The sequence below is a fragment of the Pseudarthrobacter sp. lyk4-40-TYG-27 genome, from assembly GCF_030209295.1.
Classification (GTDB): Bacteria; Actinomycetota; Actinomycetes; order Actinomycetales; family Micrococcaceae; genus Arthrobacter.
In genome coordinates this window covers 1-18020 of sequence record NZ_JARVSH010000012.1, presented here as the reverse complement: position 1 = coordinate 18020, position 18020 = coordinate 1, and the positions used below count along the sequence as shown (strand labels likewise).

Below are 18020 nucleotides of genomic sequence, written 5' to 3'. Positions count from 1 at the left end.
GGCTCAACGCCTCCCGGCTGCGACATTGAGCCCAGCCAAGGCGGCCGTGGCGCGGAGGTACTCGAGGTTCCCGGCGGTCCGTTCGGCCAGCGGGAGCTCAGTGGAAAAGTCCTCCACGGTCACCCAGCCGTCGTATCCGAAGGCGGCGAGTGCCTTGAAGTACTGCAGGACGCTGCCCTGGCCCGCGCGCAGGGGCGCCCACTCGTTCTTGAAAATGGCTGCCCCTGACTCGTCGGTCTCGCCGCTGTCCACCCACACCGCGTTCTTCACGTGCACGTGCGCCAGGTAGTCGCCGAGGAGCTCGAAGGCGGGCAGGTAGTCTTCCTGCCCTTCGATCAGCAGGTTGCCCAGGTCGTGGATGACGCCGACGTGCCGGGGGTCCAGTCCGTCCAGGAGCCGCAGCGCCGATGATGCCGACGCGGTGATGGTGCGGTGGTGCAGCTCCACGAGCGCCTTCACTCCGTGGTGCGCCGCCCGCTCGGCGATCCATTCGAAATCGCGGCGGGCAGCGGCGAAGAGTTCCGGGTAGGGGGTGCCGCTGGCCGGTTCGTTGCCCCAGGCGGCGGTTCCGAGCGGCGGCGTGGTCACCCGCACCTGGCCGGCGCCGAGCTTGGCGGTGGCGGCGAGCATGCGGTCCACATCGTCATGGTTGTCGCACCGCGCATACCCGCCGACGCCGGAGAACTCCAGGCCGGCGTCGCTGGTAATGGCGGCGATCCGGTCCAGGTGGTCTTCCATTCCGGCCAGCGGCACGGTGGCTTTGTTCCCGGCCCAGAAGCCGGGCTCGGGGGCGTCCCCCTGGTCCGTGATGCGCCATTCGACGCCGTCCCAGCCCTGTCCGGCAAGCTGCTGGACGGCATCCTCGGGGGTCCACTCGGGGGTTGATGCGGTAAATACTGAAAACTTCATGGTGTCAGGCGCTTTCTGCCGTGCTGCCGGTGCGGACTTCGAGGTCGTTGTACTTGCCGGCCAGGACATCCTCGAAGAGGACGGGCTGGCCGAGGGTGGCCGAGACGTATACCGAACGCACCGCGGCAAGGGCATTGACGGCGTCGCTGACCGTGACTCCGGGCTGCTTCCCACCGGCGATCGCGGCCAGGATGTCCCGGTACTGACGGACATGGCCGGCCGGGTACACGGTGGGGTCGGCTGCTTTGTAGTCTTCCTCGGGGTACTTGGCGAGTTCTTCCTCCGACTGGTTGCCGCCGCCCTGGAGTCCCATGTCCGCCGAGGCGCCGCCTGCGGCCCTGCTGTGGAAGTACTCCAGCCGGTCGTTGTCCACCACGGCCGAGCCCTCGGAGCCCATGAGCTGCACGCGCACGGTCAACCCCGGGTAGGCGGCAGTGGTGGCGTGAAGGACAGCCAGGCCGCCGTTCTCGAAGGTCACGGTGGCTACCGCCGTGTCCTCCACTTCGATGCGTTCGTGGGCGAGGCGGGCGGTGTGCGCAAAGATCTCCACCGGCCGTCCCATGAACCACAAAAGCAGGTCCACGGTGTGCACGCCCTGGTTCATGAGGGCGCCGCCGCCGTCCATCGCCCACGTGCCGCGCCAGTCGCCGGAGTCGTAATAGCCCTGGCTGCGCCACCATGCCACCGAGGCGATGGCGGAGGTCAGCTTGCCGAACCGGCCATCGGCGATGGCGCGGGACACGGCGACGCTGGACTGGTCGAACCGGTGCTGGCTGATGACCGAGGCAACGATGCCTTTGCCCGCCGCTTCCTTCGCGGCTGCCTCGATTTCCTGGGCGCGGCTGAGGTCCACGTCGAGGGGCTTTTCGATGACCACGTGCTTGCCTGCCGCCAGCACCTCCAGGCTCTGCTGGATGTGCAGGCCGCTGGGAGTCGCCAGTGCCACGAGGTGGATGTCTTCGGCAGCGAAGGCCTCGGCCTGGGTGGTGTACAGGGCCGGGCGCGTACCGCCCTGCTGTTCGATGAAGTCCGCGAGTGCTTCGGCGGCCGCCGGGATGGCATCGATGAGGGCGACGATGCGGACTTCCGGGAATTCGCGGAGGGCTACGGCGTGGGTGCGGCCAATGACGCCGCACCCGGTGATGGCTGCATTCAAGGTGCTCATGCGGTCTGGACTCCTGCTTCTGCGGTGACTTTGGCGAAGGCGCGGGCTGCGATTCCGAAGGCCGTGGGGCCGGAGAATCCGCCCAGGCCGTGGGCACCGGCGAGGTGCGGCTCGAGGGAAGCGAAGCCTTCGTAGCCGTCCGCCTTGAGCGCCTCCACGGTCTTCAGGACGTCCCCGTCGCCTTCGCCGGCAGGCACCACGTGGCCGTTGGCGAAGAGGGCATCCTTGACCTGGAGGTATTCCAGGTGCGGGCGCAGCTTGGCGTATCCCTCGTCGAAGGGCTTGACGCCCACCTGGACGAAGTTTGCAGCGTCCCAGGCCACTTTCAGGGCGGGCGAGTCCACGGTCTCGATGATGTCCAGGACACGGTCCGGGACGTCTCCGAAGATGTCCTTCTCGTTTTCGTGCAGAAGGATCACGCCGGCTTCCTCGGCCACGCCGGCCAGGGCGCGCATGCGCTCGATGACGTCATCGCGGATGCTGTCCACCTGGACTGACTCGCCGTAGTAGAAGGAGAAGATGCGGATGTACTTCGCGTCCAGGACCTTGGCGGCATTGACCGCCCGGCGCAACCGCTCCACCTCATGCTCCACCGGGAGGCTGACGTCCACTTTTCCAATGGGCGAGGCAATGGCCGAGACCTTCATGCCCTTATCTGCCAGCAGGGCGGCGAGTGCCTGGAGCTGTTCGTCGCTGAGGTCCACAATGTTGGTTCCCCATGCGCTGCGGACCTCGATGTGGTTGGCGCCGAGGGCCTGCAGCACGGCGATCTGGACTGCGGGGTCGTCGTCGATTTCGTCGCCGAAACCTGACAGCTGCCACGTGACCTGGGTGGTCGAGACCATGGTTATTTAACTCCTCCGGCGGTCAGCCCGCCTACTAGGTAACGCTGGAAAATCAGGTAGAGAATGACCACTGGCGCTGCACACACCAGGGCTGCGGCCATCATCTGGCCGTAGTAGGGAATGGCGCCGCCTTCCTGCGAGGCACCAAAGATTTGCAGGGCGACGGCGGCGGTCTGGCTTTCGGGGCGCGTCATCACCGAGGCGAAGAGTACGTCGTTCCAGCCGAGCAGGAAGGCGAAGATGCCGGAGACGACGATGCCGGGCCAGCTCAGGGGCAGCACGATGCGGAAGAGGACGCCGAGGTTTGACGCGCCGTCGATCTTGGCTGCTTCCTCCAGTTCCTTGGGGAGCCCGCGCAGGTAGGTGACCATCACCCAGGTGGAGAACGGCATGGCGAAGGTCAGGTAGGTCACGAACAGGCCCCACTGGGTCCCGATCACCTGGATGCCGAGGTAGGTTGCCGCCGAGGAAAAGAGCACGAACACCGGCAGCACCATCAGGGTTCCGGGGACGGACTGCAGTGCCAGCAGGCCGCGCAGGATGCTGAGCCTGCCACGGAAGCTGTACCGGACCAGGACGAACGCGGTGGAAACGGACAAGGCCGCGGATACGACGGCGGTTGATCCGGCCACCAGGACACTGTTGGTCAGGCCGGTGGCCAGGCCCACGCTGGTCCAGATCTTCGAGTAGTTCTCGAAGGTCACCGACGACGGCCAGAACTCGCCGTTGGCAACGCCGATGTCAGAATTCACCGAGGCCAGGAAGATATAGAGCACCGGAATCAGGACGAGTGCACCCAGGAAGACAAGGATGATGACCAGCAGGGGGCCGGGCAGGAGCCGCAGCACCTCGTGCTGGCGGTGCGAGCCCGGACGGTCGACGTCCGCGGTCGGCGCACTGCGGCGACCGGCGATGGTGGCGCTCATTTCTTCGCTCCTGGGGTGTCGGCGTCGTCAAGCTTCACGGCGCGGAGGTAGACGAACAGCGGGATGGCGATGAGCACCAGGGAAATGAAGGCCATCGCAGCACTCAGGCCAAAGCGGAAGCTCTGGAAGCTGGTGACGTAGGTCAGGATGGGGAGGACTTCCACGTCCGACGGCGCCGGGACCCCGAACAGCACGAACGGAAGCGTGAAGTTGTTGATGTGGTGCAGCATTCCGATCAGGAAGGCCAGGGCCAGCGGGCCCTTCAGGTACGGGAAGATCACGTAGCGGAGCTTGTTCCACCACAGCGCCCCGTCCAGGGCTGAGGCCTCGTGCACCTCATGGTCCACTGACTGCAGGCCGGACAACGCCAGCAGGTAGATGAACGGCCAGGAAGCCCAGATCTGGACCAGGACCAGCGTCCAGAACGTTTGTGGTCCGTTGAGCCAGAGTCCCACGTGGATTCCCACGGTGGCCAAGGCCTCGTCCACGATGCCGCCGGGCTGGAGCATGGTCCGCCAGACGGTGGCCACCACGAAGGACGGCAGGACATACGGGATGAGGAACACCGAGCGGATCAGTGCGCGGCCCTTGAATGCATTCTGGGTTGCCACTGCCGCGGCAATGCCCAGCGGCAGGGTCACCACCATCGCAAGCAGCGAGTAGCTGACGCTGAGCCACACGGCGTGCAGCAGCGGCGAGTTGGTGACGGCTTCAACGAAGTTTTCGACTCCGATGATTGGTGCACTGACCCACTTCCGCAGCGTGTACTGGTCCAGGTTGAGGATGGACATGTAAATGCCCAGCAGCAGCGGCACCACGATGATGATGATCATCAGGACCCCGCCGGGGATCAGCATCCAGAGCGGACGGTTCCGCTCGCTCAGGCCCTTGCGCCGCGGGCCGTCCTTGGGGCCGGGCTGCTGCCCGGCGTCATTGGCGGTCCGGGGCGCCCGGCCTGCGGCGGATTCCACCGCAGGCCGTACTTCATGAGAGGCGTCGGTTGACATCAGGACTTATCCTTTGGAGGCCCGGTCCAGGGAAGCCTGGCCCTTGTTTTGGGCGTCTTTGATCCGCGTATCGAGGGCGGATCCGTCCACCTTGCCGGCGGCCAGGTCCGGGATCGACTGGACAGTGACGTTGAGCAGGCCCAGCTGGATATCGCCCCAGGCGCCCGTGAACGGGGTGGCCTTGGACTTGGCGGCGGCATCGGCCAGTGGCTTGAGCTTGGCATCGGTCAGGGTGGCGAGGGCCTCGGCGTTGGCCGGGAGGTCACCGAAGACCTTCTGGTAGTTCAGCTGTTCGTCCTTGGAGGTGATCAGCTTGATGTAGGCGAAGGCCAGGTCCTTTTGCTTGGAGTAGTCGGCCACCACCAGGTTGTCGCCGGAGAGGATGCTGGCGGCGTCGCCGTCGGACTTGGACTGGGTCTGGCCCGGAGCGATCGTGGGCATCAGGGCGTATTCGTACTTGCCGGCGACGGCTGACTTGTCCAGGGTGGGAATCGAGCTGGACGTGGTCATCATCAGGTATCCGGCCTTGCCGCTGGCGAAGGCGGCCACGGCGTTGCTGTTGCTCCAGCCAATCGATGCGGGGTCAACCACTTTGTCGTTGGTGAGCCAGCCGAAGTACGTTTCGTAGGCCTTCTTGACCGTGGGGTCATCCATCTTCAGCTTGTTGCCGTCCACCAGCGGGTTTCCGGCCTGGACGGACATGGCCCAGATGAACTTCCAGGGATCGAAGCTGTCCTTGTATCCCGTGGCGATGCCGTAAGTGCCGTCCTTGGTCATCTTCTTCGCCTGCGCGGCCAGGTCATCCCAGTTGGTGGCAGGCTTGTCGATGCCTGCCGCAGCCAACAGGTCCTTGTTGTACGCCATGACGAACGGCCGGCTGACGAACGGGATGCCGGCAAGGTGGTCCTTGTCCGGTCCGGAGATTCCCAGGGTTGCCGGGTTGAAGCGGTCCTTGCCGCCCACCTTCTTCCAGTCGTCGTCGGAGAGGGTCACGAAGGCCTTGGTGGCATATGCCGTGGGGGTGAACGTGGTTCCCAGGCTGTAGACATCCGGGCCCTGGCCGGAGACCACGGATGTTTGGATGCGCGTGAGTTCATCATTGGCCGAGGCGAAAGTTTCGAACTTCACGTCGGCGCCGGTCTCGGCCTTGAACTTCGCGGCAATATCGGACTGCCACTGCTTCTGCTGTTCCGGGTACTGGCTGGAAACGTTCACCAGGACGCTCAGCGTCTTGCCGGTGCCGTCCACTTTGCCGTCCGAGCTGGTTGAGCCGCCCCCGTTGCCGGAGCTCGATCCACACCCGGTCAAGGCGAGCGCTGCAGCCGTGACGATCGCCGCAAGCCCAGTAGTCGATTTAAACCTCATTGTTTTTTCTCCTCTAGGACACCCGCATGGCCACATCCGTCTTGTGGCGGAAATCACTGCAGGCGACTCGAGAGTCAGTCTAGGAAATTGGAAAGCTTGCGGCAAGCGGTTGCCAAAAGTTGCCATGAATGATGTCATTGGATCATCCAAAGTCGGGGAAACGCCGGTCGGAATGCTGCCGGCGGATTCCCCAAGCCAGCGATGAAAGGTCGGCAACTATGGCTAATCCATCGGTGGAAGCCGCTCCGCAGGGTGCCGGGGACGCGAACGCCCGGCGGGACCGTCCGCCCACCATCCGGGATGTCGCCGAGCTCGCCGGCGTCGCCACGTCCACGGTCTCCAGGGCCCTCTCTCGGCCCGAGCGGGTGAATCCCCGGACGCGGGTCCGGATCGAAGAGGCAGCCGCTGAACTCAACTACATTCCCAGCTCCCAGGCGCGCGGCCTCAGCTCGGGGCGGACGAACGCCGTGGCCGTACTGGTGCCCGACATCACCAACCCGTTCTACTTCGACATCATCCGGGGTACCCAGCACCAGCTCAAGGCAGCCGGCGTGACACAGCTCCTGGTGGACACGGAGGAGTCCAGCGAGATGGAACTGGATGCGCTGCACAAAATGCGCAAGTCGGCCGATGGCTTCATCCTGGCAGCGTCCCGCCTGACCGACGCCCAGCTGACGGAGGTCTCCCAGACACAGCCCCTGGTCACGTTCAACCGCGCGTCCACCAGCGCTCCCACCGTGATGATCGATACGCCGTCGGCCATCATCCAGGCGCTGGAGCACCTGGCATCGCTGGGCCATCACAAGGTCTGCTACGTTGCCGGGCCTCCCACCTCCTGGTCAAACCAGATGCGATGGAAGGTGTTCGAAGAGGACGCCACGAAGCGGGGGATGGAAGTCCACCGGATTGGCCCCTACGCGCCAAAGACAACGTCCGGGGCGGCCGCGGCGGATGCCGCTGTCCGCACCGGGGCCACCGCCTGCATCGTGTTCAACGACCTGCTCGCCATCGGCATGCTCCAGCGCCTGAAGGCCCGCGGGATCCGGGTGCCTGCGGACATGAGCATCATCGGCTCGGACGATATCTTCGGCGCCGATTTCTGCAATCCGCCGCTGACCACCATCTCCAGCCCCATCGAGCAGGCGGGCAGGGTGGCGGTGTCCATGCTCCTGGCCCAGCTCAATCCCCTGCCGGGAAGCGCCACCCGGAAACTCGCCGTCATGCCCACCCACCTGACGGTCCGGGAATCGACGGGACCGGCCCCCGCCTGATCAGCCCACGGTAAACGGCAGCACCAGCCGGTGTCCCGGGGTGAAAGTAATTGCTAAAGGCGCACCACATACGACTCGACGAAGGCTAGTCCAACTGGAAGCGGTCCACGGCCTCCCGAAGCATGCGGTGGCCTTGCCGTTCAAAGTTCCCATCCCCCACCTGGTACGCCCAGACCGCCGTGCCGATCGCTTCCCGGAGCAAGTCGATGCGCCACACCTCCATGGACCTGGGGTCAGTTCCGTATCCCCCCAGGAAGGCCTTCTCGAGCTCCGGCCTTCCCCGCCATTGCTGCACCGCCAACCGGCACAGATCAGTGGCGGCCGGCCTGAAATCGAACCTGCCGAAGTCGATAATCCGCAGCTCGCCATTGTGGATGAGCCAGTTCCGCGGCTGCCAGTCACCATGGGTGGGAACCACTGCGATGGGGGCAGGCCGGTACTCCGCAAGGCGACTCCGTGCCTCCAACTCGATGGATGGATCGATGCGATGGTCCCGGTCCAACCACGCAAACGCCTTCGCCGTGGCCCGCGCTTCGCAGGTGTCATCGCAGCGGCGCTCCTGGCTGTGAAGCACCTTCAACAGTTCTCCGGCCTGGGCGTAGGTCTCCGGGACCAGCTCGGCCGGGATCCCCTCCACCAGAACGCCCTCAAGGTACTCAGTCACCAGGATGTTGGCGTCCGGGTTTGAATGAAGCAGGCGGGCTGCCCGGCCGCGCCCGGCAAGCGGCCGTGTGTAGGCGTTGTGGGCCGCGATCTCGCGGCCCAGGTGGTGGTTCGAAGGTCCGGCAGCCTTGATGATTACCTGCCCGGTGGCCGCCTGGACCCTGAGGACCTTCGTGTCCACGACTCCCCAGGACAGGTCGGCGATAAGTTTCGGCGAGCCAAGCCACTCCTCAGCGAGCCTGGACTGTTCGGCGCTCAGCAGCCCGCCATCCCACTGCCCTGCCCCCGAACTTTGCCCCATGATCTGAAGCCTAGCAACGGGCGGTCCACGGAGGATCCGGCTGACCCGGCATAAAGGCGCGCGGACGACGCCGGGAGCCACCCGTCGTCGTACGCGCGCCTTTATATCGCGCTGCTTAGGCTTCCACGAGCTTGGCCCCGGCCGGCACCTCCGCCGGAACGCCGGGCTCGCCGCGGCCGTACAGCCAGTCGTTGTACTGGAAGTTGTTGTCGCCACGGCTCTTGAACAGCATGTTCCGGAGGACCCGGGCCACGCCGCCCACGTGCCAGGACTCGCCCCAGGTCCTGGCGGTGCGCTGCACGCGGGCGGTGCGGGCTGCGCGGGTTTCATTGAACTCGCGGAAGGCGTCCTCCCACGAGCCGGCGTCGATCCCATCGGGGGTGAAGACCTGGTTCCGGGACACATCCTGGAGCACTGCCGCGTCCTCCAGCGCCTGGCACGCACCCTGGGCCAGGTACTGCAACATCGGGTGGGCGGCATCGCCGATCAGCGCCATGCGGCCGGACACCCAGTTGTCGATCGGGTTGCGGTCGTACATGGGCCAACGGATGCCGGTGGCCAAGTTCTTCAGGGCCTCCTGCACCGCGGGGACGCAGCCGGCGTAGGCCGCCTCGAGCTCGTCCACGCCGCCGTATTGCTCTTCGCCGCGCTCGAAGGATGCCGACTTGAACACGGCAACCGTATTGAGCAGTTGGCCCTTCCGCAGCGGATACTGGACCAGGTGGCAGTCCGGCCCGAGGTAGACGATGACGTCCTCCAGGTCCGCTGCCGGGGTCTCCTCCGTGATGGGCACGGTTCCCCGGTATGCCACGTAGGCCGAGTTCACCGGGCCGTCGTTGGCAACGGTCCCGCGCAGGGTGGACTTGAGCCCGTCCGCGGCCAGGATGGCGTCGGCTTCGAAGACCTCGCCCTTGGCGGTGTAGGCACGGGCCCGGTCGCCGTCGGTTTCCACCTTCTGCACCAGGACATCGTTCACCAGGGTGACGCCCGCCGCCTGGCAGGCCTCGAGCAGGATCCGGTGCAGGTCGCTGCGGTGGATCACCACGTAGGGCGCCCCGTAGCGCTCCTCGAACTCGCCGCCCAGTGTCTGGCGGGTCAGTTCCTCCCCCGTAACCGCATCGCGGAACACCAGGTGCTTGGGCTGGACGCCGATTTCCAGGGCTTTCTCCAGCAGTCCCCAGCGCTTGAGGACCCGGGAGGCGTTGGGGGCCATCTGCAGCCCGGCTCCCACTTCGCCGAAGGCCGGTGCCACTTCAACCAGCGTGACGTCGGCGCCGTTTTCGCGCAGGGCGAGCGCTCCGGCCAGTCCGGCCATGCCGCCGCCCACCACGAGGATATCGGTGGACTCTTTGACGTTAGACATTGGTAGCTCCTACTGCTGTTGATTTCTTGATTTTGGTGCCGACGGCTGCGATCAGGACCGCCGCCGCGGCTGCTGCTCCGGCGAAGGCCAGGAAGTTGCAATTGACGCCCAGCCCCGCCGCGAGCAGGAGCCCGCCGGCCTGCGGCGCGGCCACGGCGCCAATCCGGCCGACGCCCAGCGCCCAGCCGAGGGCGGTGCCGCGCAGGTGCGCCGGGTAGTGGCTGGCCACGGCGGCGATGATCAGGCACTGGGTGCCGTGCGTTCCCACGCCGGCCAGCACCAGCATGAAATAGACGACGGCGACCGGCGGTCCGGTCACCAGCACCACCAGGGCGACGGCGGCCACGCCCGCTGCCGCGATGGCCGTGGGAATGGGACCGAACCGGGTGCCTGCCCAGGCCGTGAGCACTGACCCGGCCACGGCGCCCAGGTTGAGCGCCAGGGCGAAGGTCAGCGCAGAGCCCAGATTGTAGCCGGCCAACTGCATCAGGTTGGGCAGCCACGTTCCCAGGCCGTACCAGGCAAACAGGGTCACCAGGGTGGCCACCGCAAACAGCAGGCTGGTGCCGAGGTAGGGCGCCCTCAGCAGGCTCCCAAATCCCGCGGACTCCTTCGCGGTGCTGCCGACGGCTGCCTTGGGTGCCAGGGTTTCCGGCAGGTAGCGGAGCGCCAGCGGGATCACCACCACCAGGGCCACGACGGCCACCAGGAACATCGCCGGCCAGCCGAAGGCCGGGATCAGCGGAATACCCACGAGCGCGGCGATCGAGCCGCCAATGGGGACACCGGACATCATGAGGGTGGCGATGGTGGACCGCCACTTTTTCGGAACGAGCTCGGCCACCAAGGCGTTGGCCGATGGCACCAGGCCGCCCAGGCCAATGCCTGCCAGCAGCCGGAGGCCGCCGAACACCGGCGCGCTCGGGGCAAACGCACAGAGGATGGTGAAGAGGGAGAACACCACGGCGCAGCCGATGATGGTGCGGCGGCGGCCCCAGGTGTCGGCCATCCGTCCGGCAAAAACGGCTCCGATCATCATGCCCACGAAGGCCATGGATCCGATGGTTCCAGCCGTCGCCTTGGTCAGGCCCCAGCCGGTGTCGCTGATGAGCGAGCCTTGGACGGTGCCGTAGACGATCAGGTCGTAGCCGTCGAAAACGACCAGCAGCCAGCACACCAGGACGGCGAGCATGGAACGCCGGGGAAACCCGGAAAGGCCTGCGCCCCGGGCGGGGGCGGCCGTGCGCTGCGGCACTGCAGCGGAAGTTGTGTGATTCATCCCACCACTGTGCTGGCAGTCATACCAGCGCGCCCATAAGATTCTGTCATGCAGAATCTTCCTGCCCGGCGGAAACCCACCTACTCAATCGAGGCGGTGGACAACGCCCTGCAACTCCTCCAGTTGCTGCGGGACGTGGGGAGCCTGCGGCTCAAGGACGCAGCGGCGGAGCTCGGCGTGGCACCCTCCACGGCACACCGGCTGCTGGCCATGCTGGTGTACCGGGGCTTCGCGGTGCAGGACGAAACGCGGCGGTACGTTCCCGGTCCCGCCATGGGGGCGGGGCCCGCAGGGTTCAGCTGGACAAGGCAGCTGCGCGACATCTCCCGGCCGCATATGGAACTGCTGTGCGCCCGCACCAACGAAACCGTCAACCTCATGATCCGGGTGGGCACCAAGGTCCGCTTCCTGGACACGGTGGAAAGCAGCAACATCCTGCGCGTTGGCGACCGCCAGGGCACGCTGCTCCCGGCACACAAGGCCTCCGGCGGCAAGGCCATCCTGGCCGAAATGGATCCCACCATGCTCGAGCAGCTGTTCCACAGCCCGAATGCTGAGCTCGCCGGCGACTACATCCCCAATTCCGAGTACCCGGCGTTCCTGCGCGAGCTTGAATCCGTGCGCGCCAACGGCTTCGCGGCCAACTTCGAGGGCACGGAGGAGGGCATCAGCGCCTTTGGCATGGCACTGCACAACGGGAAGGGAATGGTGGTGGGTGCGCTGAGCGTAGCCACTCCGGTAGCCAGGTTCCGGCCACTGTTCGATGCCGGGCTGGTGGGCGTCATGATGGAAACCCGGCGCCAGCTGGAGCTGGACATCGCTGCCAACCCGGCGGATGGCGCAGCGGGGAGCTGACCCGGGCGCACGCCACTCCGAGGAATATTCTGCCTGCCAGAATATGCTGGGGATCACAGCCCGCTTTCCCTAAGGTCGAATCCACGCCGCAGTCAGTCCGCACGCAAGGAGAAGGCCAGTGTCGATCAGCGCTGAAAACCAAACACATGAATCCGTGGCCCGGGAGCACCATGTCCCCGAGCCCACTCCGGAAGAGGCTGCCCAGTTGGAGCAGCTGTACAAGGATTTCGATAAAGAGAACCTGATTCCGTTGTGGAGGGAGATCGCGGACCTGATGCCCATGGTCCCGTCCCCGAAGGCGGTTCCGCATGTGTGGCGGTGGGATGACCTGTACCCGCTGGCCGCCCGCGCCGGGGACCTGGTGCCCGTGGGCCGCGGTGGGGAACGCCGCGCCATCGCGCTGGCCAACCCCGGCCTGGCCGGCACCCCGTACGCCACCCCCACGCTGTGGGCCGCCATCCAGTACCTGGGCGGCCGCGAGACCGCCCCGGAGCACCGCCACTCCCAGAACGCGTTCCGGTTCGTCGTCGAAGGCGAGGGCGTGTGGACCGTGGTGAACGGGGACCCGGTCCGGATGTCCCGCGGCGACTTCCTGCTCACCCCGGGCTGGAACTTCCACGGCCACCACAACGACACCGACCAGCCCATGGCGTGGATTGACGGCCTGGACATCCCGTTCGTGCACTACGCGGACGCCGGGTTCTTCGAGTTCGGCACCGAGCGCGTCACCGACGAGGCCACCCCCGACATCTCCCGCTCCGAGCGGCTCTGGGCCCACCCAGGGCTGCGCCCGCTCTCCGGGCTCGATGACACCACCAACTCCCCCATCGCCGCATACCGGTGGAAGTACACCGACGCCGCGCTGCGCGAACAGCTGCTCCTCGAGGACGAGGGCCACCCGGCCACGGTGTCCCAGGGCCACGCCGCCATCCGGTACACCAACCCCACCACCGGCGGGGATGTCATGCCCACCATCCGGGCCGAGTTCCACCGCCTCCGTGCCGGCGCCACCACCGAGCCCGTCCGCGAGGTGGGCTCCAGCGTGTGGCAGGTCTTCGAAGGCACGGGCACCGTGACCCTGAACGGCGAAACCAAAGTCCTGGCCAAGGGCGACCTGTTCGTTGTCCCGTCCTGGGCTGCCTGGTCGCTGCAGGCCGACGCTGGTTCACAAACGGAGTTTGATTTGTTCCGGTTCAGCGACGCGCCCATCTTTGAGCGCCTGAACTTCAACCGCACCTACATCGAAGGACGCACCAAGTAATGAAACTCCTCACCCTCCGCCTGAACAACGGCACAGGCAACGGCAAGAGCACGACGGCGGTCCGCCAGGACGGTGACACCCTCACCGAAATCCCGGGGTTCGCCGACGTCGGGGCCCTCCTGAAGGACCCCGCCTGGGAAACCACCGCCAAGGAAGCCAACGGCGCAACCCACGCGCTGGACGGCGCCGACCTCGCCGCCGTCGTACCCTCCCCCGGCAAGATCATCTGCGTGGGCCACAACTACCGCAACCACATCAAGGAGATGGGCCGCGAGGTTCCCGAGTACCCCACCCTGTTCGCCAAGTACGCCGAATCCCTGATCGGACCGAACGACGACCTGGCCCTGCCGCAGGAATCGGACACCGTGGACTGGGAAGCCGAACTCGCCGTCGTCATCGGCAAGGCCGGCCGCCGCATCCCCGAAGCCGAAGCCGCGGACCACATCGCCGGGTACGCCGTCCTGAACGACATCTCCATGCGCGACTACCAGTTCCGCACCATCCAGTGGCTGCAGGGCAAGACCTGGGAAAAGTCCACCCCGTTCGGCCCGGCCCTGGTGACCAAGGACGAGTTCACGCCCGGCCCGCTCATGACCTCCGCCGTGGACGGCGATGTCCAGCAGTCCACCCCCACCTCGGACCTGGTGTTCACCCCCGAATTCCTGGTCTCCTACATCTCCACGATCGTCACCCTCAACCCGGGCGACGTGATCGCCACCGGCACCCCCGGCGGCGTGGGCCACGCCCAGGACCCCAAGCGCTACCTGCAGGAGGGCCAGGTCCTGGTCACCACCATCGAGGGCCTGGGCCGGCTGGCCAACCGCGTGGTCAAGGAAGCCTGATGGTCGCCCGGCACGACCAGGCCACCGATCCCGTCCTACTGGACGGGCTGCTGCAGGCCCGGCGCGGCACCGCGTTCTTCGCCCGCAAGCTCAACGAGCTCATGGACGCGGAACTGGACGCTGACTCGCTGCTGCCGGGCTGGACCCGCCGCCACGTTGTAGCCCACGTGGGCTACAACGCCCGGGCCATCGCCCGCCTGGTCGAGTGGGCCGCCACCGGGGTGGAAACACCCATGTACCCGTCCGTTGAGGCCCGCAACCATGAGATCGACTTCGGGGCGACGCTGTCCCCGATCGCACTGCGGAACCTCTTCGACCACTCCGCCGTGCACCTGAACGTCGAATGGCGCGACCTGCCCGCCGACAACTGGCACCACAAGGTCAAAACCGTCCAGGGCAGGACCGTCCCGGCGGAGGAGACCGTGTGGATGCGCACCCGCGAAGTCTGGGTGCACGCCGTGGACCTGGACAACGGGGCCACCTTCAACGACATCCCCGCCCCCGTCCTGGAAAGGCTCCTCACGGACATCACCGGCGCCTGGCATGCCCGCGGGACCGACGCGGGGCTCCTGCTCACCGTGGACGGTACGGACCTGGCCTTCGGGGACACCGCTGCCCCGTCCCCCACCGTGGTGTCCGGTTCCCTCCCGGCAATCGCCCAGTGGGCCACCGGCCGCGGCACGGACGGAACCACGGCAACGCACGACGCCGGACCCGTCACCCCGGTGCCCGCGGCACCGGCCTGGATCTAGACGTCCCGGCCACACCATCACACCGCACCAATGGCGGGCCGGCCCTGCCGGCCCGCCATTCGCCGTTGCCGCGCGGGCACGCTGTTTCGGCGACAGCGCGTCCGCCTCAGACCGGAAACCAAAAATGGGCCAGTGGACTTGGAACAGATTCCATAATCCTGCCTCCTGCCGCTGGATAGCATGAGGTGACCGGACAGAGCCGTCCGGCGGGATCAACGCAAAAGGACAACCATGGCCGCGGTTACGGTGGATGACATCCTCTCGGATCTTCCCCTTGGCTTCGCCAGCCTCATCCTCCGGCCCGGCCCTTCGGCGCCGGCCATCGAACGGTTCCTGATCGTCGACGCCGACGATGAAGCAGTGGAGGCCGCCAAAGCCTTCGTCCTGCTCATCGGGGTCCGCGGCCGGTCCGCCCTGCCGGCACTCCGGCGCCTCCTGGCGGATCCGCCCCCGGTGGTCGCACTGAAGGGCCGGCGGGACGACCTCGCCGAAGCAGAGGAGCTCCTGCGCGCAGCGGGGTCGGGGCTGCTGCTGGTGGATCCGGCCGCAGACTGGGACCGCCTGCTGTCGATTGCCAAGGACCGGATCCAGCCGCGCAGCTACCAGAGCGAAGTCCTGACATTGCTCGAGGAAGACCTGTTTGCGATCGCCCAGACCACGGCACGGCTTACGTCCAGCCACGTGCTCATTGAGGATGCGGCCAACAAAGTCCTTGCCTATTCCACGGTCACCAATGACATCGATGAGCTCCGGAAGGCGTCCATCCTGGCCCGCCGCGGCCCACGGAAGTACGAACTGCTGCTCAAGGACCTGGGCGCCTACCGGGAACTCCACCGCACCCGGCAACCTGTCCGCGTCCCGGCGAGGCCGCAGGACGGGCTGCGGGAGCGGGTTGCCATCGCGCTCTTTGCCGGCGAGCGGATCATGGGATACATCTGGCTCCAGGAGACCGGTGCAGGCTTCGGGCCCGACGTCGAATATGTCCTGACCGGGTCCGCTGCCCGCGTCTCGGCCGAACTGATCCGCTACCGCAACCAGCAGTCGGTCCACATGCGGGAAGACCGGATTGCGCGGATCCTGTCGGGTCCGGCAGAAGCCGCCGCCGGTGCGCACAGCGGAAAAATCCCGTCCGAAGCTCCTGCCGCGCTCATCCTGATGGGCATGTCCGACGCCGATTCGCGTGCCGACGACGCCGCCCTCAAGCACGGCGAACTGGCCAACCTCGCCTCCATCCACGCCGCCGCGTACAAGGCCTCCGCCGTCGTGGGCCAGTTCAACGGTGACACGGCCATCATCGTGCCGGACCTGCAGTCCAGCACCGCCGAGCCGGGGCTTCGGTCCCTGGCCGAGGCAATCGTCAGGGACGCCCGAAAACACCTCGGCATCACCCCCTTCGCCGCCGTCGGCCCCCTGGTGCCGGACCTGCTGTCCCTCCACACGGTCACCCGGGTGACGGAGGCGCTGCTGGCCTGCGTGGGCACCGCAGAACCGGGCACGGTGGCGGGGGTTGCCGATTTCGAAGCGGAAATCCTGTACCGCGAGGCGGTCCGCAACTTCCAGGCCTCGCCCTTCCGGCACCGCAGCCTGGCCGCGCTCCTGCAGGAGGACGCCGAGCTCGCCGCCACCCTCCGCGCCTACTTCGACGCCGCCTTCGACGTCGCCGAGTGCGCCAGGGGCATGAACCTCCACAAGAACACCGTCTACTACCGGGTGGCCAAGGCCGCCCGGGTGACCGGCCTCAACTTCGGCAGTCCCCGGGACTCACTGGTGGCACTGCTCCACCTCCAGGAGTGGGCCGCCGCCAACAACACTTCAGGCAGGAAATGACCACGACCCTCAGCGCACCGCTCCTGGACATCCTCCTTGAGGAAATCGTCCGGGAACACCGGCCCCGGAAGGAAGCCGGTGCCGTGCCCGGCAACATCCCGGTCCTGGCCGCCGTCCCCTTCAACCGTTTTGGCATCGCCGTTGCCACCACCTCCGGCAAGGTCTTCAGCTCCGGCGACGCGGACGTCCCGTTCTCCATTCAGAGCATCTCCAAGGTGTTCACCCTGGCCATGGCGCTGCAGGGCGGCCGGTCCGGCCTGCTGTGGTCACGGGTGCTGCGCGAACCATCCGGAACGGCTTTCAACTCACTGGTCCAGCTCGAAGCCGAGCACGGCATCCCGCGCAATCCCTTCATCAACGCCGGCGCCCTGGTGGTCACGGACCACCTGATGGAAGAGACGCCCGACGCCGCCGGGCACCTCCTGCAGTTCCTCACCCGGCAGGCGGGTACGGGACGACAACCAGGCCGGGAGGGAGATCCGGCACCGTACATTGACGAGGCCGCTGCTGCCGGTGAACTGGCCGGCAGCAGCCGCAACCTGGCCCTTGCCCACTTCCTGAAGGACTTCGGCAACCTCACCCAGCCGGCCGCGGCAGTGGTGGAGAACTACGTCCGCCAGTGCTCCGTCATGATGACCTGCGTCCAGTTGGCCAAGGCGGGCCTGTTCCTCGCCAATAACGGCCAGGGGGCCCCGGGGGCCGTGTTGTCCCCGAGCGAGGCCAAGCGGATCGGCTCCATCATGCTGACCTGCGGCATGTATGACGCCGCGGGCGAGTTCGCGTACCGCGTGGGCCTGCCCGGCAAGAGCGGAGTGGGCGGCGGCATCCTGGTCATCGTCCCGGGCCAGTGCGCCATCTGCGTCTGGAGCCCCCGCCTGGACGCCAAAGGCAATTCCCTCGCCGGGACGGCGGCCCTTGCGGACCTCTCCGACCGCACCGGCTGGTCGGTCTTCTAAGTTTCCCCAACCAACAAGATCTTTTCCGGATCGAAAGGAATCCCCATGCCCAACAACCCCAATGACGAGGTTGAGCCGGACCATGTAATTGATGGTGGTCACGCGCATGCGTCCGAGACTTCCCTGCATGCGGAGGACAAGGGTTACCACAAGAACCTCAAGCCGCGGCAGATCCAGATGATCGCGATCGGCGGTGCGATCGGTACCGGCCTGTTCCTGGGCGCCGGCGGCCGGCTGAACGCCGCGGGCCCGTCCCTGGTCATCGCGTACGCGGTCTGCGGGTTCTTCGCGTTCCTGATCCTGCGCGCCCTGGGCGAACTGGTCCTGCACCGGCCCTCCTCAGGCTCCTTCGTCTCCTACGCCCGTGAATTCTTCGGTGAGAAAGCCGCGTTCGTCTCCGGCTGGTTCTACTGGATCAACTGGGCCACCACCA

General features: G+C 66.7%; 17 protein-coding genes. 8 read left to right on the top strand and 9 right to left on the bottom strand.

The features are described from left to right. Positions 1-3: 3 nt before the first annotated feature. The 6 genes from QRM96_RS18660 to QRM96_RS18635 are packed head-to-tail and all read right to left on the bottom strand — an operon-like array spanning position 4 to position 6217. Positions 4-909 carry a sugar phosphate isomerase/epimerase family protein gene (locus QRM96_RS18660; protein WP_285320545.1) on the bottom strand — a complete coding sequence of 302 codons (906 nt, stop codon included), beginning with the start codon at positions 907-909 and terminating at the stop codon, positions 4-6. Between the two features lie 4 nt (positions 910-913). Next, complete coding sequence (locus QRM96_RS18655; RefSeq protein ID WP_109044771.1) at positions 914-2074, bottom strand: Gfo/Idh/MocA family protein; 1161 nt, start codon at positions 2072-2074, stop codon at positions 914-916. Further along, complete coding sequence (locus tag QRM96_RS18650; protein ID WP_109044772.1) at positions 2071-2919, bottom strand: sugar phosphate isomerase/epimerase family protein; 849 nt, start codon at positions 2917-2919, stop codon at positions 2071-2073. The genes QRM96_RS18655 and QRM96_RS18650 overlap by 4 nt, the downstream gene beginning before the upstream one ends. A gap of 2 nt (positions 2920-2921) precedes the next feature. After that, positions 2922-3845, bottom strand: coding sequence for a carbohydrate ABC transporter permease (locus QRM96_RS18645; RefSeq protein ID WP_018762443.1), 924 nt, complete (start codon positions 3843-3845; stop codon positions 2922-2924). After that, the gene (locus QRM96_RS18640) at positions 3842-4852 is read right to left on the bottom strand and encodes a carbohydrate ABC transporter permease (RefSeq protein ID WP_018762444.1); all 1011 of its coding nucleotides are present in this window, start codon (positions 4850-4852) and stop codon (positions 3842-3844) included. Before QRM96_RS18640 ends, QRM96_RS18645 begins: the two co-directional genes overlap by 4 nt. Before the next feature lie 6 nt (positions 4853-4858). Further along, complete coding sequence (locus QRM96_RS18635) at positions 4859-6217, bottom strand: ABC transporter substrate-binding protein (RefSeq protein ID WP_208294436.1); 1359 nt, start codon at positions 6215-6217, stop codon at positions 4859-4861. A gap of 218 nt (positions 6218-6435) precedes the next feature. On the opposite strand from QRM96_RS18635, the gene QRM96_RS18630 reads away from it, so the two are divergent. After that, positions 6436-7488 carry a LacI family DNA-binding transcriptional regulator gene (locus QRM96_RS18630; RefSeq protein WP_043424119.1) on the top strand — a complete coding sequence of 351 codons (1053 nt, stop codon included), beginning with the start codon at positions 6436-6438 and terminating at the stop codon, positions 7486-7488. An 85-nt stretch (positions 7489-7573) separates the two neighbouring features. Here QRM96_RS18630 and QRM96_RS18625 read toward each other — a convergent pair whose 3' ends face one another. The 3 genes from QRM96_RS18625 to QRM96_RS18615 form a co-directional block, all read right to left on the bottom strand. Further along, positions 7574-8452, bottom strand: coding sequence for a phosphotransferase (locus tag QRM96_RS18625; RefSeq protein ID WP_285320544.1), 879 nt, complete (start codon positions 8450-8452; stop codon positions 7574-7576). A 115-nt stretch (positions 8453-8567) separates the two neighbouring features. Then, positions 8568-9815: an FAD-dependent oxidoreductase gene (locus QRM96_RS18620; protein ID WP_285320543.1), complete on the bottom strand. Its 1248-nt coding sequence runs from the start codon at positions 9813-9815 to the stop codon at positions 8568-8570. Continuing rightward, a complete protein-coding gene (locus tag QRM96_RS18615) occupies positions 9808-11094 on the bottom strand; it encodes an MFS transporter (RefSeq protein WP_285320542.1) in 1287 nt (428 codons plus the stop codon). Before QRM96_RS18615 ends, QRM96_RS18620 begins: the two co-directional genes overlap by 8 nt. 48 nt (positions 11095-11142) lie before the next feature. Here QRM96_RS18615 and QRM96_RS18610 point away from each other — a divergent pair, with 48 nt between their 5' ends. The 7 genes from QRM96_RS18610 to QRM96_RS18580 form a co-directional block, all read left to right on the top strand. Further along, positions 11143-11949, top strand: coding sequence for an IclR family transcriptional regulator (locus QRM96_RS18610; protein ID WP_285320541.1), 807 nt, complete (start codon positions 11143-11145; stop codon positions 11947-11949). 118 nt (positions 11950-12067) lie between these two features. Further along, the gene (locus QRM96_RS18605; RefSeq protein ID WP_285320540.1) at positions 12068-13210 is read left to right on the top strand and encodes a cupin domain-containing protein; all 1143 of its coding nucleotides are present in this window, start codon (positions 12068-12070) and stop codon (positions 13208-13210) included. Further along, positions 13210-14052: a fumarylacetoacetate hydrolase family protein gene (locus QRM96_RS18600; protein ID WP_285320539.1), complete on the top strand. Its 843-nt coding sequence runs from the start codon at positions 13210-13212 to the stop codon at positions 14050-14052. Before QRM96_RS18605 ends, QRM96_RS18600 begins: the two co-directional genes overlap by 1 nt. Then, entirely contained in the window at positions 14052-14804 is a 753-nt protein-coding gene (locus QRM96_RS18595) for a maleylpyruvate isomerase family mycothiol-dependent enzyme (RefSeq protein WP_285320538.1), read from the top strand. The genes QRM96_RS18600 and QRM96_RS18595 overlap by 1 nt, the downstream gene beginning before the upstream one ends. 231 nt (positions 14805-15035) lie before the next feature. Next, entirely contained in the window at positions 15036-16631 is a 1596-nt protein-coding gene (locus QRM96_RS18590) for a PucR family transcriptional regulator (protein ID WP_109044781.1), read from the top strand. Continuing rightward, positions 16628-17587 carry a glutaminase gene (locus tag QRM96_RS18585; protein ID WP_285320537.1) on the top strand — a complete coding sequence of 320 codons (960 nt, stop codon included), beginning with the start codon at positions 16628-16630 and terminating at the stop codon, positions 17585-17587. Before QRM96_RS18590 ends, QRM96_RS18585 begins: the two co-directional genes overlap by 4 nt. A gap of 45 nt (positions 17588-17632) precedes the next feature. Continuing rightward, positions 17633-18020 (top strand): amino acid permease (locus tag QRM96_RS18580; protein WP_285320536.1); only part of this gene is annotated, 388 nt, incomplete at its 3' end.

What these genes read in the sequence shown, in the direction of transcription:
- QRM96_RS18660 (WP_285320545.1), bottom strand. Translation starts at nt 909, where the DNA reads ATGAAGTTTTCAGTATTTACCGCATCAACCCCCGAGTGGACCCCCGAG.
- QRM96_RS18655 (WP_109044771.1), bottom strand. Translation starts at nt 2,074, where the DNA reads ATGAGCACCTTGAATGCAGCCATCACCGGGTGCGGCGTCATTGGCCGC.
- QRM96_RS18650 (WP_109044772.1), bottom strand. Translation starts at nt 2,919, where the DNA reads ATGGTCTCGACCACCCAGGTCACGTGGCAGCTGTCAGGTTTCGGCGAC.
- QRM96_RS18645 (WP_018762443.1), bottom strand. Translation starts at nt 3,845, where the DNA reads ATGAGCGCCACCATCGCCGGTCGCCGCAGTGCGCCGACCGCGGACGTC.
- QRM96_RS18640 (WP_018762444.1), bottom strand. Translation starts at nt 4,852, where the DNA reads ATGTCAACCGACGCCTCTCATGAAGTACGGCCTGCGGTGGAATCCGCC.
- QRM96_RS18635 (WP_208294436.1), bottom strand. Translation starts at nt 6,217, where the DNA reads ATGAGGTTTAAATCGACTACTGGGCTTGCGGCGATCGTCACGGCTGCA.
- QRM96_RS18630 (WP_043424119.1), top strand. Translation starts at nt 6,436, where the DNA reads ATGGCTAATCCATCGGTGGAAGCCGCTCCGCAGGGTGCCGGGGACGCG.
- QRM96_RS18625 (WP_285320544.1), bottom strand. Translation starts at nt 8,452, where the DNA reads ATGGGGCAAAGTTCGGGGGCAGGGCAGTGGGATGGCGGGCTGCTGAGC.
- QRM96_RS18620 (WP_285320543.1), bottom strand. Translation starts at nt 9,815, where the DNA reads ATGTCTAACGTCAAAGAGTCCACCGATATCCTCGTGGTGGGCGGCGGC.
- QRM96_RS18615 (WP_285320542.1), bottom strand. Translation starts at nt 11,094, where the DNA reads ATGAATCACACAACTTCCGCTGCAGTGCCGCAGCGCACGGCCGCCCCC.
- QRM96_RS18610 (WP_285320541.1), top strand. Translation starts at nt 11,143, where the DNA reads ATGCAGAATCTTCCTGCCCGGCGGAAACCCACCTACTCAATCGAGGCG.
- QRM96_RS18600 (WP_285320539.1), top strand. Translation starts at nt 13,210, where the DNA reads ATGAAACTCCTCACCCTCCGCCTGAACAACGGCACAGGCAACGGCAAG.
- QRM96_RS18595 (WP_285320538.1), top strand. Translation starts at nt 14,052, where the DNA reads ATGGTCGCCCGGCACGACCAGGCCACCGATCCCGTCCTACTGGACGGG.
- QRM96_RS18590 (WP_109044781.1), top strand. Translation starts at nt 15,036, where the DNA reads ATGGCCGCGGTTACGGTGGATGACATCCTCTCGGATCTTCCCCTTGGC.
- QRM96_RS18585 (WP_285320537.1), top strand. Translation starts at nt 16,628, where the DNA reads ATGACCACGACCCTCAGCGCACCGCTCCTGGACATCCTCCTTGAGGAA.